The sequence below is a fragment of the Amycolatopsis sp. 2-15 genome (assembly GCF_030285625.1).
GTDB classification, from domain to species: Bacteria; Actinomycetota; Actinomycetes; order Mycobacteriales; family Pseudonocardiaceae; genus Amycolatopsis; species Amycolatopsis carbonis.
The window spans coordinates 129,656-145,343 of record NZ_CP127294.1; the positions used below are offsets into that span (position 1 = coordinate 129,656).

General features: G+C 70.0%; 15 protein-coding genes. 8 read left to right on the top strand and 7 right to left on the bottom strand.

All coding sequences use genetic code 11. The annotated features are described in order from the left end of the window. Window positions 1-86: 86 nt before the first annotated feature. Window positions 87-728 (bottom strand): FMN-dependent NADH-azoreductase, encoded by a 642-nt coding sequence (locus tag QRX50_RS00590; RefSeq protein WP_285970040.1) that lies wholly within the window; start codon window positions 726-728, stop codon window positions 87-89. Window positions 729-812: 84 nt separating this feature from the next. Between QRX50_RS00590 and QRX50_RS00595 the strand changes: the two genes are divergently transcribed. The 4 genes from QRX50_RS00595 to QRX50_RS00610 all read left to right on the top strand — a co-directional run bounded on the left by QRX50_RS00595 (window position 813) and on the right by QRX50_RS00610 (window position 5,848). Next, entirely contained in the window at window positions 813-1,337 is a 525-nt protein-coding gene (locus tag QRX50_RS00595) for a MarR family winged helix-turn-helix transcriptional regulator (protein WP_285970041.1), read from the top strand. A gap of 91 nt (window positions 1,338-1,428) precedes the next feature. After that, on the top strand, window positions 1,429-3,180 hold the full coding sequence (ctaD, locus tag QRX50_RS00600; protein ID WP_285970042.1) for an aa3-type cytochrome oxidase subunit I: 1,752 nt from the start codon (window positions 1,429-1,431) through the stop codon (window positions 3,178-3,180). A gap of 37 nt (window positions 3,181-3,217) precedes the next feature. Continuing rightward, a complete protein-coding gene (ligD, locus tag QRX50_RS00605; protein ID WP_285970043.1) occupies window positions 3,218-4,804 on the top strand; it encodes a non-homologous end-joining DNA ligase in 1,587 nt (528 codons plus the stop codon). A 54-nt stretch (window positions 4,805-4,858) separates the two neighbouring features. After that, entirely contained in the window at window positions 4,859-5,848 is a 990-nt protein-coding gene (locus QRX50_RS00610; RefSeq protein ID WP_285970044.1) for an LLM class F420-dependent oxidoreductase, read from the top strand. A gap of 667 nt (window positions 5,849-6,515) precedes the next feature. On the opposite strand, the gene QRX50_RS00615 is transcribed toward QRX50_RS00610, so the two are convergent. After that, the gene (locus QRX50_RS00615; protein WP_285970045.1) at window positions 6,516-7,070 is read right to left on the bottom strand and encodes a helix-turn-helix domain-containing protein; all 555 of its coding nucleotides are present in this window, start codon (window positions 7,068-7,070) and stop codon (window positions 6,516-6,518) included. 43 nt (window positions 7,071-7,113) lie between these two features. Here QRX50_RS00615 and QRX50_RS00620 point away from each other — a divergent pair, with 43 nt between their 5' ends. From QRX50_RS00620 to QRX50_RS00630, 3 genes are read left to right on the top strand one after another with little or no spacing between them, the layout of a single operon-like run. Then, window positions 7,114-7,635 (top strand): GNAT family N-acetyltransferase, encoded by a 522-nt coding sequence (locus QRX50_RS00620; protein ID WP_285970046.1) that lies wholly within the window; start codon window positions 7,114-7,116, stop codon window positions 7,633-7,635. Between the two features lie 19 nt (window positions 7,636-7,654). Beyond that, window positions 7,655-8,104, top strand: coding sequence for a helix-turn-helix transcriptional regulator (locus QRX50_RS00625; protein ID WP_285970047.1), 450 nt, complete (start codon window positions 7,655-7,657; stop codon window positions 8,102-8,104). Window positions 8,105-8,113: 9 nt separating this feature from the next. Next, on the top strand, window positions 8,114-8,518 hold the full coding sequence (locus QRX50_RS00630; protein ID WP_285970048.1) for a VOC family protein: 405 nt from the start codon (window positions 8,114-8,116) through the stop codon (window positions 8,516-8,518). A 29-nt stretch (window positions 8,519-8,547) separates the two neighbouring features. Here QRX50_RS00630 and QRX50_RS00635 read toward each other — a convergent pair whose 3' ends face one another. From QRX50_RS00635 to QRX50_RS00645, 3 genes are all read right to left on the bottom strand, one after another. Beyond that, window positions 8,548-9,534 (bottom strand): hypothetical protein, encoded by a 987-nt coding sequence (locus QRX50_RS00635; RefSeq protein ID WP_285970049.1) that lies wholly within the window; start codon window positions 9,532-9,534, stop codon window positions 8,548-8,550. After that, window positions 9,531-10,088 carry a hypothetical protein gene (locus QRX50_RS00640; RefSeq protein ID WP_285970050.1) on the bottom strand — a complete coding sequence of 186 codons (558 nt, stop codon included), beginning with the start codon at window positions 10,086-10,088 and terminating at the stop codon, window positions 9,531-9,533. The genes QRX50_RS00635 and QRX50_RS00640 overlap by 4 nt, the downstream gene beginning before the upstream one ends. A 71-nt stretch (window positions 10,089-10,159) precedes the next feature. After that, window positions 10,160-10,546 carry a hypothetical protein gene (locus QRX50_RS00645; protein WP_285970051.1) on the bottom strand — a complete coding sequence of 129 codons (387 nt, stop codon included), beginning with the start codon at window positions 10,544-10,546 and terminating at the stop codon, window positions 10,160-10,162. Between the two features lie 337 nt (window positions 10,547-10,883). On the opposite strand from QRX50_RS00645, the gene QRX50_RS00650 reads away from it, so the two are divergent. After that, complete coding sequence (locus tag QRX50_RS00650) at window positions 10,884-13,946, top strand: ATP-binding protein (protein WP_285970052.1); 3,063 nt, start codon at window positions 10,884-10,886, stop codon at window positions 13,944-13,946. Window positions 13,947-13,968: 22 nt separating this feature from the next. On the opposite strand, the gene QRX50_RS00655 is transcribed toward QRX50_RS00650, so the two are convergent. Then, entirely contained in the window at window positions 13,969-14,751 is a 783-nt protein-coding gene (locus QRX50_RS00655) for an ABC transporter permease (protein WP_285970053.1), read from the bottom strand. Then, entirely contained in the window at window positions 14,748-15,683 is a 936-nt protein-coding gene (locus tag QRX50_RS00660; protein WP_285970054.1) for an ATP-binding cassette domain-containing protein, read from the bottom strand. Before QRX50_RS00660 ends, QRX50_RS00655 begins: the two co-directional genes overlap by 4 nt. Between the last annotated feature and the right edge of the window lie 5 nt (window positions 15,684-15,688).

Here is a 15,688-nt window from a genome sequence, read left to right on the forward strand (position 1 = left end):
GTCCACTATGGACTCCGGGCCGAAGAAAAGACTCGCCACGGTCTCCCCCCTCGGGACCGTGGCGAGCCGTCCAGCCCAAGAGCGGACTACGCGTTGACCGGAGTCCAGAGCTCGTCGATCTCCCGCTCGGCCGCGGCCAGGCTCTCCGCCGCCAGATCACGCAGGTCGGCCATCGCCGGGTTCGTGTCCGCGAGGGTCAGCTCCGCGGAGATGAATCGCGGCTCGATGCCGGTCATCGCGAGGCCGTGCGGGAGCCAGGACTCGGCGTGGTCCCAGCCGAAGCGCGGGTTGCCCTCGCCGTAGCCGCCGCCGCGGGAGGCGAGGACGAGGAACTCGCGGCCGTCGAGCAGGCCGGTGCCCGTGGCGGGGTCGAAGGCGAGGCCGGGGGCGATCAGGTGGTCGACCCAGGCCTTCACGACGCTCGGGGCGCCGTAGTTGTACAGGGGCAGGCCGAGCAGCACCGTCGACGCTTCGCGGACCTCGCCGACGAGCTCCTCGGTGAGCTTCCAAGACTCGTTCTGCTCCGGCGTGCGCTGCTCGGCGGGCACGACGCGGGCGAGGCCCGAAGCGGCGTCGAAGTGCGGGACCGGGCTGGCGCCCAGGTCGCGGTAGGTGACGGTGCCGCCGGGATGGGCGGCCCGCCACGCGGCGGCAGCGCGGGCGCTGAGCGCTCGGCTGACCGAGCGGTCGCCGTTGATGCTGGAGTCGATGTGGAGAAGGTGAGGCATCTCGTTCGCCGCCCATAGATCGTTTGTGTAGGACAAACCATTTATAGCACACGGACGACTTGGGAGTTCTCGTATACTGGACGCATGGCCTCGCTCCCGGTCGTCAACCAGCCGCCCCACCGGTGCGGCGCCCTGCTCGACCACCTCTCGCGCCGCGTGCGCACGCGGGCGGAATCGGTGCTGACGCCCATGAACCTGCGCCCCCGCCACCTGCTCACACTCACCGTGCTGCGCGACCACGGCAGCAGCACCCAGCAGGCCCTGGCCGCCACCCTCGGCATCGACAGCACCAACCTCGTCGGCCTGCTCAACGACCTCGAGGCCGACAACCTCATCGAGCGCCGCCGCTCCCCCGAGGACCGCCGCCGGCACGTGGTCGAGCTCACCGACGTCGGCGTGAAGAAGCTGGCCAGGGCCGAGTTCGCCATGGCCGCCGTCGAGGACGAGGTGCTCTGCGCCCTCACCGTCGAGCAGCGCGAACAGCTCTACAGCCTGCTTCAGCAGGCCACCGCCAGCACGGACGTCGAGGCCTGCGTCGGCGCCGACGAAACCGTCCGCACCCACGTGCAGGCCTGCGTCGCGGAAGACGACCAGCCGCTGCAGCGGTAACCCGAAGCGCACCGAAAAGGGCGTTGAAAAACCGGCCCCACCTCCTCCTCGTGATCGCGCCCACAATGGGTACGCCCCGAGGGGAGGACCGATGGCCGACACCGTGACCAGGCCCGTTCCGGTTCCGCTGCGGCCGGCGTGGCGGGGGCCGAAAGGCGGGCAGATCCTGAAGATCGCCCGCACGACGGACCACAAGACGATCGGCGTCCTCTACCTCTCGACGTCGTTCGCGTTTTTCCTCATCGGCGGCCTCACGGCGCTGCTGATGCGCACGGAGCTCGCCCAGCCCGGCATGCAGTTCCTGTCACCGGAGCAGTACAACCAGCTGTTCACCATGCACGGCACGATCATGCTGCTGCTCTACGCGACCCCGAACCTCTTCGGCTTCGCCAACTTCATCGTGCCGCTGCAGATCGGGTCGCCCGACGTGGCGTTCCCGCGGCTGAACGCGTTCTCCTACTGGCTGTACCTGTTCGGCGGGCTGATCGTGATCAGCAGCTACCTCACGCCCGGCGGCCCGCCGGACTTCGGCTGGACCGCGTACACGCCGCTGTCCGACGCCATCCACTCGCCGGGTATCGGCGGTGACCTGTGGATCACCGGGCTGATCGTGTCGGGGCTCGGCACGATCCTCGGCGCGGTGAACATGATCACGACGATCGTCACGTTGCGCTGCCCCGGCATGACGATGTGGCGGATGCCCATCTTCACCTGGAACATCCTGCTCACCGGCGTGCTGATCCTGCTCGCGTTCCCGATCCTCACGGCCGCACTGTTCGGTTTGCTGGCTGACCGACATATCGGCGCACACGTGTTCGACCCGGCCAACGGCGGCGCGATCCTGTGGCAGCACCTGTTCTGGTTCTTCGGGCACCCGGAGGTCTACATCGTCGCGCTGCCGTACTTCGGCATCGTCACGGAGATCATCCCCGTCTTCAGCCGGAAACCGCTCTTCGGCTACCGGACGATGGTGTTCGCCACGATCGCGATCACCGGCCTGTCGGCCACCGTCTGGGCGCACCACATGTTCGCGACCGGCGCGGTGCTGCTGCCGTTCTTCTCGTTCATGACGTTCCTCATCGCCGTGCCCACGGGGATCAAGTTCTTCAACTGGATCGGCACGATGTGGAAGGGGCAGCTGACGTTCGAGTCGCCGATGCTGTGGTCGATCGGCTTCCTCGTCACGTTCCTGCTCGGCGGGCTCACCGGCGTCATCCTCGCCGCCCCCGCACTCGACTTCCACGTGCACGACAGCTACTTCGTCGTCGCCCACTTCCACTACGTGCTGTTCGGGACGATCGTGTTCGCCACGTTCGCCGGCATCTACTTCTGGTTCCCCAAGATCACCGGCCGCATGCTCGACGAACCGCTGGCCAAGTGGCACTTCTGGACGACGTTCATCGGCTTCCACACCACCTTCCTCATCCAGCACTGGCTCGGCGACGCCGGCATGCCACGCCGCTACGCCGACTACCTGCGCAGCGACGGGTTCACGGGGATGCACACGGTCTCGACGATCGGGTCGTTCATCCTGGGTGCATCGGTGCTGCCGTTCATCTGGAACGTGGTGAAGAGCTACCGCTTCGGCGAACACGTCGAGACCGACGACCCCTGGGGCTTCGGCAATTCACTGGAGTGGGCGACGACGTGCCCACCGCCGCGGCACAACTTCCTCGAGCTGCCCCGCATCCGTTCCGAACGGCCGGCGTTCGAGCTGCACTACCCGCACATGGTCGAACGCCTGCGCGACGAGGGCCACGTGCGCCGCGGCGGACGCCACCGCGAGACGCCCAGCCAGGCCGCGTCCGAAGCACTCACCCCGCCGCGTGACCAGGACCGCTGATCGAAAGTGTCCTACGCTGCCTGGAGGAGGGCGGACCATGGACTCTGCGGCGGAGCGGCTCAAGAAGTACCGCGAGATGCGCGATTTCCAGCGCACCGCCGAGCCCGCGGGCGGCGACGCAGCCACCACGCCGGGAAACCGGTTCGTCGTGCAACGCCACCGCGCCCGCCGCCGGCACTACGACCTGCGTCTGGAGCTGGGCGGCGTCCTCATCAGCTGGGCCGTGCCGAAGGGCCCGACGCTCGACCCGAAGGTGCGGCGCATGGCCGTGCATGTCGAGGACCACCCGCTCGAATACGCCGACTTCGAGGGCGTGATCCCGCACGGCGAATACGGCGGCGGCGACGTGATCGTGTGGGACCGCGGCACCTGGGAGGCCGTCGACACCGACGACCCCGAGCAGGCGCTCGCCGACGGCAACCTGCACTTCGACCTGTTCGGCGAGAAGCTCCTCGGCCGCTTCGTGCTCATCCACCCCAGCCGCGACGGCGACGGGAAGCAGTGGCTGCTGCTGCACAAGCAGGACGACCACGCGTCCGCCGGCTGGGACGCCGAAGACCACCCGAAGTCGGTGAAGAGCGGGCTGACCAACGACGAGATCAAGGCCGCTCCCCCGGCGCTGTGGCGCGGAGACCTGCCCGCGGCCGAGGCGGAGGTGCGGCTCACGCCGGAGTTCACGCCCGCGTCTCCCGCGGAGCTGAAGGCCCTCGACGAGCTGGACGCACGCGGCAGCTGGGCCGTCGCGGGCCAGAAGCTGGCGCTGACCAACCTCGACAAGGTGCTCGTGCCCGGCCGTGACGGTGAAGACCCGATCACCAAACGCGACCTGATCCGGTATTACACGCGCATCGGCCCGACGATGCTGCCGTACCTCGCGAACCGCGCGCTCAACACGCACCGGTTCCCCGGCGGCATCGAGAAACCCGGCTTCTGGCACAAAGAAGTGCCCGACCACGCGCCGAAGTGGCTGCACCGCTGGCACTACGAGGAAGCCGATCCCGACGACGTGCAGCAGTACCTCGTGCCCGAGGGCGTCGCGGACCTGGCGTGGCTGGCGAACTTCGGCGCGCTCGAGCTGCACGCGTGGACGTCGCGGATCGAAGACGTCGCGCATCCCACGTGGACGCTGTTCGACATCGACCCCGGGCCGGAGACGTCGTTCGACGACGTGCTCGCGCTGGCCCGTTTGCACCGCACCGCGCTGGAGCACCTCGGGCTCGTCGGGCTGCCGAAAGTCACGGGACAGCGCGGGATCCAGATCTGGGTGCCGGTGGAACCGCGCTACACGTATGCGGAAACCCGCAAGTGGGCCGAGACCGTGTCGAAGACGATCGGGCGCACGCTGCCTGACCTCGTGAGCTGGGCGTGGCACAAGGATCGCCGCGGTGGCAAGGCGCGGCTGGACTACACGCAGAACGTGCTGAACAAAACGCTCGTCGCGCCCTACAGCGTCCGCCCGCGCCCGGGTGCGCCGGTTTCCGTGCCGCTGCAGTGGGACGAGCTCGACGATCCGGAACTCACGCCCGACCACTGGACGATTCGGACAGTCCTCGAACGAGTCGAGTCCATCGGGGATCCGTTCGCGACGCTGCTGGGAGTGGAGCAGCAGCTTCCGAAACTGTGAATTATCACCAATCCGGCCGCACCTGGAGCGCACTCCAGGCCTAGGGTCGGGGCCATGCGATTCGGATTGTTCGTTCCCCAAGGTTGGCGCCACGACCTCGTCGGCATCGACCCGGCCGACCACTGGGACACCATGCTCGGCCTCGCGCGGTTCGCCGACGAGGGCCCCTATGAGTCCATCTGGGTCTTCGACCACTTTCACACCGTGCCCGTCCCGAGCGACGTGGAAGCCACGCACGAGGCATGGAGCCTCATGGCGGCTTACGGCGCCGCGACTTCGCGCGTGCGGCTCGGCCAGATGTGCACCTGCATGGGGTACCGCAACCCGGCGTACCTCGCGAAGGTCGCTGCCACGATCGACGTGATCTCCGGCGGCCGCGTGGAGATGGGCATCGGCGCCGGCTGGTACGAGCACGAGTGGCTCGCCTACGGCTACGGCTTCCCCGGCGCCGGTGACCGGCTCGCCATGCTCGACGAGGGCGTGCAGATCATGCGCCAGCTGTGGACCGAGGGCAAAGCCACGCTGAACGGCAAGCACTACCAGGTCGACGGCGCCATCTCCCGCCCGCTTCCCCTGCAGGACGGCGGAATCCCGCTGTGGATCGCCGGCGGCGGCGAGAAGAAGACGCTGCGCACGGCCGCGAAGTACGCCCAGTACACCAACTTCGCCGGCGACGTCGAGGGCTTCAAGCACAAGTCCTCCGTGCTCGAGGCGCACTGCAAGGACGTCGGCACGGACTACGGCAAGATCGTGCGCTCGGCCAACTACAACGTCGTGATCGGCGAGACCGAGAAGGACGTGCAGGACCGCCTGGCGTGGGTCCGGTCGCACTACGAGCCACACCTGCCCGCGGACGTCCTGGAGTCCACCGTCGCCGGCTACCACAACGGTCCCCTCGTGGGCACACCGGAGCAGATCGTCGAGCGCCTGAAGGAACTCGAAGGCCTCGGCATGACCTACGCCATCGCCAACTTCCTCGAAGCGGCGTATGACCGGTCGGGCGTCGAGCTGTTCACGTCGAAGGTGGTTCCGGAGCTCATCTGAGCTTTTCGTTTCGCCGGCCGGCGCCCGTTTTCGGGTGCCGGCCGGTTTTTTGTGGGTGGGCCTGGGGATCATGCTTGTGGGGTACGTTGGCGCGGCTTTGAGTGCGGCCCATCGGTGGTCTGGGCTTTTGGAACGTGGCGGCTGGCGCTTGGATCTCTTGTGCGGTGAAGAAAACCGCGAGTTGCGGAGGACTGCTGCGCGTGGCCAGCGCGTCCATCCACAGCCTGCCCCCGACTTGTGGACAACTACCCCGGTTTGTTGCTGGTCTCCCGAAACTGTCGGTGGCGGCCGATAGAATGGGTCTGGGGAAGCCCCCCTCGGGAGGGCGGGGGCTCTGTGTCTCCCGGCTGCGGAAGGGGTTGGCAGTTCGGCAAGTCGGGCGCGAGGCGTTGCGGGAAGTCAGGCCGACGACTCGAGAAGGTTGTGCATCGCCGCCAGCGCAGTGGCACCGTCCGGGTGTTGATCGAGTAGGGCATGCCCGGGTATTTGAGGCCGTACATGACTTTCTTGCCGACGTGAAACGCCACCACGGCCGGCAGGAGGGCGGCGACGGCGCAGGCGCCGGAAAGCAGGCCGCCGGCGATGGCCAGGGGTTCGTCGGCGCCGATGGGTCGGCGGGTCGGTGTGCTCCCCAGAACGCAGACCTTCCGGCGAAGCCGCCCGCAGGTCAGCGTTTTGTCAGCACCACCAGATAGCGGCAAGTGTCCGGAGTCGGGTTCACATAGGTGCACGGCGCCGGGCGGCCGAGGTGCAGACAGTCCCCCGCGTCGAGTTCGTGGATGGTCGAGCCTTCGACGAACCGCAAGTGGCCCGACAGCACCCAGATCTGGTGGTCCGCGAACGCGTACGAATCCACCGGGAAGCCCACCGAAGCGCCACCCGGCAACGAGACCTCGACCAGTTCCGTGGAACCAGGCGGTGAGACGGCGCGGCGCACGTACCCCGTGACTGGATCGGTCCACGTCGGCTGGTCCGAAAAGCGCGTGAGGCGACGGTCGGAGCCGGCCTCGGCGCGGGCGATGAGTTCCGACAGGGTCAGGCCCAGAGCGGACGCGAGCCGGCTCAGCAGCACGGCCGTGGGCTGGGCCTCGCCGCGTTCGATTTTGCCGATCATGGCGCGCGAGACGCCCGAGCGTTCGGCCAGGGTGCCGGCGGAGAGGTCGTGGGCGAGGCGGGCGTCGCGCACAGTCGCGGCCAGCGACGCTGACAGGGGGTCCGTCACAAGTTGTCACTATAGCAGTCAAGATCCGCTACTATAGTGAATCATGCTGATCCGAGACGCCGACGAGCGCGACGCCGAGGCCTGCGCGGAGATCTACGCGCCGTACGTGCGCGACACGACGATCACGTTCGAGACGGAGCCCCCGACCGGCGCGGAGATGGCGGAGCGCATCAGGCGCGCCGCGAAGACGCACGCGTGGCTGGTGCTGGAGATCGACGGGCGCGTGGCCGGGTACGCGTACGGCGGGCCCTTCAAGGAACGCGCCGCGTACCGCTGGTCGTGCGAGGTGAGCGTGTACCTGGAGCTGGGGCGGCGACGCACGGGTGGCGGCCGTGCCTTGTACGAAGCGCTCTTCGCGCGCCTGGCCGAGCGCGGGTTCCGGACGGCCGTCGCGGGGATGACGCTGCCGAACGAGCCCAGCGTCGGCCTGCACCGGGCGCTGGGGTTCGAGCCCGTGGGCACGTACCGGCGCATCGGGTGGAAACACGGAGAGTGGCGGGATGTGGCGTGGGCGCAGCGCTCGCTCGTGCCCGATTCGGACGAATCGCCGGAGGAACCACGCTGAGCGGTGCAGAATGGAGCCCATGAGCGCCGACCTCGACGAGCTGCGCAGACTGCGCCGGGCCCGTGACCGGATGGACCGCGAGTACGCCGAGCCCCTCGACGTGCCCGCGCTCGCCCGCACGGCGCTGATGTCGACGGCGCACTTCAGCCGCCGCTTCCGCGAGGCGTACTCCGAGACGCCGTACTCCTACCTCATGACCCGCCGCATCGAACGCGCCAAAACGCTGCTGCGCAACGGTCTCAGCGTCACCGAAGCGTGCTTCGCCGTCGGGTGTACGAGCCTGGGATCGTTTTCGGCGCGGTTCACGGAACTCGTCGGCGACACGCCCTCGGCGTACCGCTCGCGGGACCACGAGCACGTCGCCGCGGTGCCGCCGTGCCAGACGATGGTGGCGTCGCGCCCGCGCAAGACCGGCGGTGCGCCGCGGCAGAGCAGTTTTGGAGAAGCGTCCGTCGGCGCGCCCGCATAACCTCACGGCATGACTGTTTCCATTGCCGCCGTGCACGTGACCGTCGACGATCCCGACGCGGCCGTCGCGTTCTACAGAGACACGCTGGGTTTCAAGGTGCGCAAAGAGGTCGCCAACGACGGCTTCCGCTGGGTCACCCTCACCACCGAGACCCAGCCCGAAATCGAGATCGTGCTCTCCCATCCGCACGCCGGCCGGTCCAAGGCCGACGGCGACATCGTGGCCGAGCTGCTCGCGAAGGGTGAGCTCGGCGGAATCAACCTTCGCACCGACAACCTCGACGAGACGTTCGCCAAGGTCGCCGCCGCGCCTGGGGCCGAGGTGCTGCAGGAGCCGACCGACCAGTTCTGGGGCGTGCGCGACGCCGCCGTGCGCGACCCGGCGGGGAACCTGGTGCGGATCGCGCAGGCCTGAGCAGCCCGCAGCCCCTGCCGGCCAGGCGGTCAGTCTCCGCTGATGTCGAGGTCCTCGATGTCCTGCTCGAGCCGGGCGCGCCAGGACCACTGCGGCTGGGTCCAGTCGGTGTCGTCGGCCGGTGGTTCGCCCAGCGGCAGCGCCTGGTCGGCCACGCCGTGGGTGACGCGGTAGGCCAGCGCCGACGTCGCCGCGCGGATCCACCGGTCCCCCGCCGCACCTGAGGGCGGGGCGACGCCGAACGCGTGCGTGAACCACACGGGCAGCAGCGCACTGGAGCCGATCGCGTCCGTGATGCGCTCGCGCAGCTTGGAGTGCAGCTCTTCCCAGTCGCGTTCGGACTTCTCGATCTGGGGCAGCACACGGGTGCGCGTGACGTCGTCGGCGGCCAGCGCCTGCTGCGCGGCCTCGGCGTCTTTGACGGCGGCGGGCAGCTGACGGTCGAGGACACCGCGGCGGCGGGCGACCACTTCGGACAGTCGCGCCTGCGCGCTGCCGCGGTTTTCGTCGCCGGGCCGGGTGGTGGCGAGGATGGCGAGCACGTTGATGAGCGCGTTTTCGCTCTCTGCCAACGCTTCGCGCGCCTGCGGCAGCCGCGTGATGTCCTCTTCGTATGGACGGCGCTGGTTGGCCGTCATCAGCTGCGCGGCCAGCGCGTGGCGACGTTCGGCGTCCGCGGCGAGCTTGCGCAACGCGGGACCGACGTCGTCGAGGTCCACCACCGGCACCTTCTCCGACACGCGCACAGCGCGTTCGAGCAGCTGCAGGCGCTGGCGCAGCCGTTCGAGCTGGCGCGTGGCCAGGTCGAGGCGCGATTCGTGGCGGACCTGGGCGTCGGAGAAGGATTCGAACGTCTCACGCAGCTCCGTCAGCTCGCGCCCGGTGCGCGACTCGAGGTCGACGACGGTTTCCTGCATGCCGTCGACGGTTTCGGACAGCGCGTCGAACTCGCTGTCCGGTTCCTCCTCGCCTTCGGCGTAGTACTCGGTGTCGGAGTAGTACTCGGAGTAGGTCATCGGACCTCCTGCACCAGGAACACGACGGTGACCACGGTCGCCACCGCGGCGAGCACCACCAGGATCGTCTGCCCGGCACCCGGGACCAGCAGCGACGCGGCCGTGAGCCCCGCCGCGGCCGCCCCCGTGTACGCGGCGCGCAGCCGCCGGCCGACCATCAGCGGCGTCGGCCCGAGCGGCCCGAGCGCGATCCGCAGCCCGGTGCCGAGCAGCGGCAGCGCGAACAGGACCCACACCGCGCTGATGCCGCCGAACAGCATCAGCGCCCCCACGACCATCCCCACCGCGACCGGCGCCGCCGCCAGGTACAGGGACAGCCGCTGCGCGCCGACCCGCTGCGCCTCCAGCTTCGCCGCGCGCACCTGCTCGGTCGCGATCTCGACCTCGTGCTCCGTGCGCAGCAGGTCCTCGGCCGCGTCCACCAGGCTGTCGAGGGCGCGCGTCCGCTCGTCCCCGGCTTCCGGCAGGGCGCCCAACCGCGCCCGCATGCTCTCCTGCACCCGGGCGACGCGCGCCGTCGCCTGCTCGCGCTTGTGCTGCGCTGGCGTAGTCACCCGGCCACTGTAGGTACGAACCGCGCCAACGCCCGGGAACGACGCGGCTTGCTGTGGAGTGTCGTCGCCGGTCAGATGACCCCGAAGAGGCAGAATCCGCCGTCCGGCCCCTGCCGCAGCATGAACGTGGCGCTGTAGGGCGTCGGATTTCCGGGAAAGTCCGAGTCGACGTGCACGAACTGCGTGACCTCGTGCAGCGGCTCGACCGCCCGGACCCAGTGGTGCCCCACGTTCGGGTCCGCGAAATGCCCGTGCACCAGCGACGCCCGGCTCTCGTCCGCCGACTCGCACACGTACCCGGCCGCGCCGGCGAGACCGTGGGCGTTGAGCTTGCCGAGCAGCTCGTGCATGAACTGCGGCTCAGGCAGAGTGCGCGCGGCGCCGACCGGGTGGTTCTTGTTCAGGAAGAACCCGGGCGCGACGAAGCCCGTGATCGCGACGCCGGCACCCAGCACCACAACGACACCCAGGGAGATCCAGAGCCAGAGGAGACTCTTCTTCTTGGGCTGCGGCGGGTAGCCGGGCGGTGCGTAGCCGGGTTGGGCCCACTGTTGCGGGTACGGCTGCTGCTGGGGCGGGTAGGGCTGTTGTTGCGGGCAGGGCTGCTGCTGGGGGGTAGGGCTGCTGCGGATACTGCCCGCCCTGCTGCGGTAGGTAACTCATCGTCGTCCTCGGAGTCTCACGCAGAGCAACTTACCGACGACCGAGCGCCTCCGCCCGAACCTCCGACCCGAAGCGGCCGAATCCGGGATGTCCCCGACGCGCCCAGAGCCCCAGACCGGGCAGAATCGAACGGTGCGGATCAGCTTGCTCGGCCCCCTGGAGGTCCGGACGGACGACGGCGCGCCCGTTGAGGTCGTGGGTGCGCGATTGCTGGCGCTGCTGAGTGCGTTGGCCGTGGAAGGCGGACGGGGGGTGCCGGCGGGGCGGCTGGTGGACGCGGTGTGGGGAGAGCAGCCGCCGGCGACGGGTAATGCGTTGCAGGCGCTGGTGTCGCGGTTGCGGAAGGCCGGGGTGGTCGTCGAGGCGGTGTCGTTCGGGTATCGGGTGGTGGCCGAGGTCGACGTGGTGCGGTTCGAGGAGCTTGTGGCGCGGCGCGATACCCGTGCGCTGCCGGAGGCGCTCGGGCTGTGGCGGGGGCCGGCGTTGACCGATGTGGCGGACAACGCCTACTTCCGGGGCACCATCACGCGGCTCACGGAGCTGCGCCTGACCGCGGTGGAGGAGCGCGCCGAGGCAGAACTGCGGCGGGGCGGCGGCAGCGAGCTGACGGCGGAGCTCACCACCCTCCTGGTGGAACACCCGTTACGCGAACGTCTCGCCGCCGCTCTCATGCGCGCGCTGTGTGCCGCGGGAAGGCCCGCCGACGCGCTGGCCGTCTACGAGCGCCTCCGCAAAGACCTCGCCGAAGAGCTCGGCACCGACCCGTCGGCGCAGCTTTCCGCCTTGCACACCGCGATCCTGCGCGAGTCCTCTGTGGACACCCGGCCCGAGGCGCGCACCAACTTGCGAGCCGGGCTCACGAGTTTCGTCGGCCGTGACGCCGACGTCGCCCAGGTCGCCAAGCTCGTCGCCGAGTACCGCCTCATCACGCTCACGGGCCCGGGCGGCGCCGGGAAAACGCGCCTGGCCTCCGAAACCGCTCGCACGCTGCTCGACCGCACACCGGGCGACGTCTGGTTCGTCGCGCTGGCCCCGGTCACCGACGCCGACGTCGCGCAGGCCGTGCTCAGCGCCCTCGGCCTGCGTGAACAGGGGCAGCTCGGGCTCGTCGCCGGCGGGACGGCCGCCGACCGGGCGGTGGGCGTGCTGCGCGACCGCGAAGTGCTGCTGGTGCTGGACAACTGCGAGCACGTGGTCGACGCCGCCGCCGAGCTGGCCGACCGGCTCCTCGGCGAGTGCCCGCGCCTGCGGATCCTCGCGACGAGCCGCGAGCCACTGGCCGTGACGGGTGAAGCCCTGTGGCCCGTGGTGCCGCTGGCGCTGCCGCCGGAGGGCGCGAGCGTGACGGAAGCGATGTCGTGCGCGTCGGTTCGGTTGCTGGCCGACCGGGCCGCGGCGGCGCGGCCCGGGTTCGAGGTCGCGGACACCACGGTCGAGGCCGTCACGCGCGTCTGCCGCGCGCTCGACGGGATGCCGCTGGCCGTGGAGCTGGCGGCGGCACGCCTGCGTTCGCTCACCATCGCGCAGCTGGCCGCACGCCTCGACGACCGGTTCCGCCTGCTGAACGCCGGCAGCCGCACCGCGATGCCGCAGCACCGCACGCTGCGCGCGGTCGTCGACTGGAGCTGGGAGCTGCTCTCTGACGCCGAACGCACCCTGCTGCGCCGGCTCGCCGTGTTCTCCGGCGGCGCCACGGCCGAAGCGGCCGCTGCGGTGGCGAAGACCGACGACGCCGCGGACCTGCTGACGGCCCTGGTCGACAAATCGCTTCTCGTTGCGTCGGAGGCAGGCGAACCGCGCTACGGGATGCTGGAGACGATCAAGGCATACGCGGCCGAACGGCTCGACGAGGCCGGCGAGCGCGAGTCCGTCCGGCGCGCCCACGCCGAGTGGTTCGCGCGGCTCGCCGAGACGGCCGACCCGCACCTGCGCGGCGCCGAGCAGCTCGGCTGGCTCGCCGGGCTCGCCGCTGATCACGGCAACCTGGCCTCGGCGGTGCGCGGCAGCATCGCCGCCGGTGACGCGGCGATGGCCGTGCGGCTCGTGATCGCGGCCGCGTGGTTCTGGCTGCTGGCCGGGCACAAGGGCGAGGGCCAGGAGCTGATCACGGCGGCGCTGGCCATGCCGGGTGAGGTCGACGCCGAGGACCGGGCCGCGGCCAGCGCGCTCGCCGCCGTGTTCGTCACCGCCGGCCTCGCGGACTTCGGCTCGGCCGAAGACTTCCTCCGCACCGCGCTGGAGCTGAGCGACCGGACCACGCGCCACCCCGTACTTCGGTTCATGGCGTCGCTGCACGACCTGTTGTCCGGCCTGGAAACCGGGGTGCCACCGCGACTGGACACTTTGGACGAGCTCCTCGAGGACGACGACCTCTGGCTGCGGGCACAGGCGCGGCTGAACCGGGCACAGCTGCTGCTGGCCGGCGGTGGCACGCAGGAAGCCGCCGAGGCGGACGCCGCCGAGTCCGCGCGGTTGTTCCGGCTCATCGGCGAACGCTGGGGCACTTCGCTGGCCCTGGGCAACCTCGCCGATCTCGTGGCCCGCCGGGGCGAGCTGCGGCTCGCGATCGAGTACTACGGCGAAGCCATCACCGTCGTGTCCGAGATCGGCACGCTCGAAGACGTCTTGTGGGTGCGGGCGCGGCAGGCGCAGCTGTACTGGCTGCTCGGCGACGTCGAGGCCGTCGACGCGGCGCTGGCCCAGGCCGACCGCGACGCCGAGGTGGTCGTGTACCCGGACGCGCTCGCCGGGCTGGCGCAGGCCAAAGCGGACATCGCCCGGTGGCGTGGCGACGCCGACGGGGCGCGAGCCCAGTTCGACCGCGCCGAAGGGATGTTGCGTCACTTGTCGGTGCACCCCTCCTTCCAAGCGACGGTGCTGCTGTCGCGGGCTTATCTGGACGCCGAGGCCGGTGACCTGGCCACGGCGGCGCAACGGCGGCGCGAGGCCGTGAGGCTGGCCTCGGGCGAAGTTGTGTACCTGGCGCAGGCCATGGTGAGCGTCGCGGATCAGGCCGTGCGGATCGGGCGGGCGGAGGACGCGGCGCGGCTGCTGAAGACGGCCGAGGGGTTGCGCGGCGGGCCGGACTGGTCGCTGCCGGACCTGGTGCGGTTGCTGGAGATCGTCGACGTCGAGGCCGCGGAAGCGTTCGACAAAACCGAGCTCACGGCCGTCGTGAAGTCCGTCCTCGGTTGAGAGCCCGGCGGGAACCGGCGAGTCAGCGAACGATGTTGCGGCTGAACAGTTTCCTCGCCCACAGGTACCCGCCGAGCGCGATGAGCAGGCACCACCCCACGGCGAGGTAGGCGTTCGAGCCGACGGGCGTTCCGTGGATGAGCGACCGGACCGTCTCCATCACCGGCGTGAACGGCTGGTACTCGGCGAACCACCGCAGCCAAGCCGGCATCGAGTCCGTGGGAACGAAACCGCTGCCCAGGAACGGAAGCAGGATCAACGGCATGGGCAGGTTGCTGGCGCTTTCCACGCTCTTCGTCACCAAGCCGAGCGCGACCGTGAGCCACGTGAGCGCGAACGAAAGCAGCAGCAGCGTCCCGATGATGCCCAGCCAGCCGAGGAAACCCGCGTTCGAGCGGAACCCGATGGCGAACGCCAGGCCGAGGATCACGGCCACGCACAGCATGGCCTGGATGATGCTGCCCAGCACGTGGCCGGTCAGGACGGCGCCGCGGCTGATGGCCATGGTGCGGAACCGGGCGATGATCCCCTGGGTCATGTCCATGGCCACGGCGATCGACGTGCCTTGCACCGCACCGGCGATGGCCATGATCACGATGCCGGGCGTCACGTAGTTGACGTAGGCCTCACGGCCGCCCGACGGCGTGCCGAGGCCGGCGCCCAGCGTGCCGCCGAAGACGTAGACGAACAACAGCAGGAAGATCATCGGCATCACGAGCAGCAGGATCGTCATCGACGGGTAGCGCAGCATGTGCTTGAGATTGCGGCGCAACATGGTCGAGGAGTCACGCAGGGCGTAGGTCATCGGAGGTCGCTCCGTTCGGTGAGGGCGAGGAAGACGTCATCGAGGTCGGGCAGGTGCACGGACAGCTCGCCGACCTCCAGCTGGGCCGAGTCGAGCTTGTCCAGCACGGCCCGCAGCGACTGGACGCCGCCGTCGCTGGGGACTTGCAGGGTGAGGGCCTCGTCGTCGCGGGTGGTGCCGGGGAAGAGCACCTCGGCCGCGGAAAGGGTGGCGACGTCCTCGAAACGCAACCGCACGTGCCCGCCGGGGATGAGGCGCTTGAGCTCGTCGGCGGTGCCCTGCGCCACGAGCCGGCCGTGGTCGAGCACGGCGATGCGGTCGGCGAGCTGGTCGGCTTCCTCCAGGTACTGCGTGGTGAGAAAAACCGTCACACCCCCGGCCACGAGCTGCCGGATGATCGTCCACATCGTCCGGCGGCTGCGCGGGTCCAGGCCGGTCGTCGGCTCGTCGAGGAAGATGATGCGCGGCACGCCGACCAGGCTCATCGCCAGGTCGAGGCGCCGGCGCATGCCACCGGAGTATGTGGAGACGAGCGTGCGCGCGGCGTCCACCAGGTCGAACTGCTCCAGCAGCTCCGCGACCCGCCGTCGTCCCTCGGCCTTGCCGAGGTGGTGCAGGTCGGCCATGAGGCGCAGGTTCTCCGTGCCCGAGAGCAGCTCGTCGACGGCCGAGAACTGGCCCGTGACGCCGATCGCGGTCCGGACGCCGTCGGGGTCGGTCGCGAGGTCGTGACCCGCCACGCGCACCTGTCCGGCGTCCGGGTCCAGCAGCGTGGACAGGATCTGCACGGTGGTGGTCTTGCCCGCGCCGTTGGGCCCGAGCAGGGCGAACACACTCCCCTCGGCGACGTCGAGGTCGATGCCGTCGAGCACCGTCTGGTCGCCGTAGGCCTTGCGCAAGCCGGTCGCCGTGATGGCCGAGGTGGTGGTCATGACCC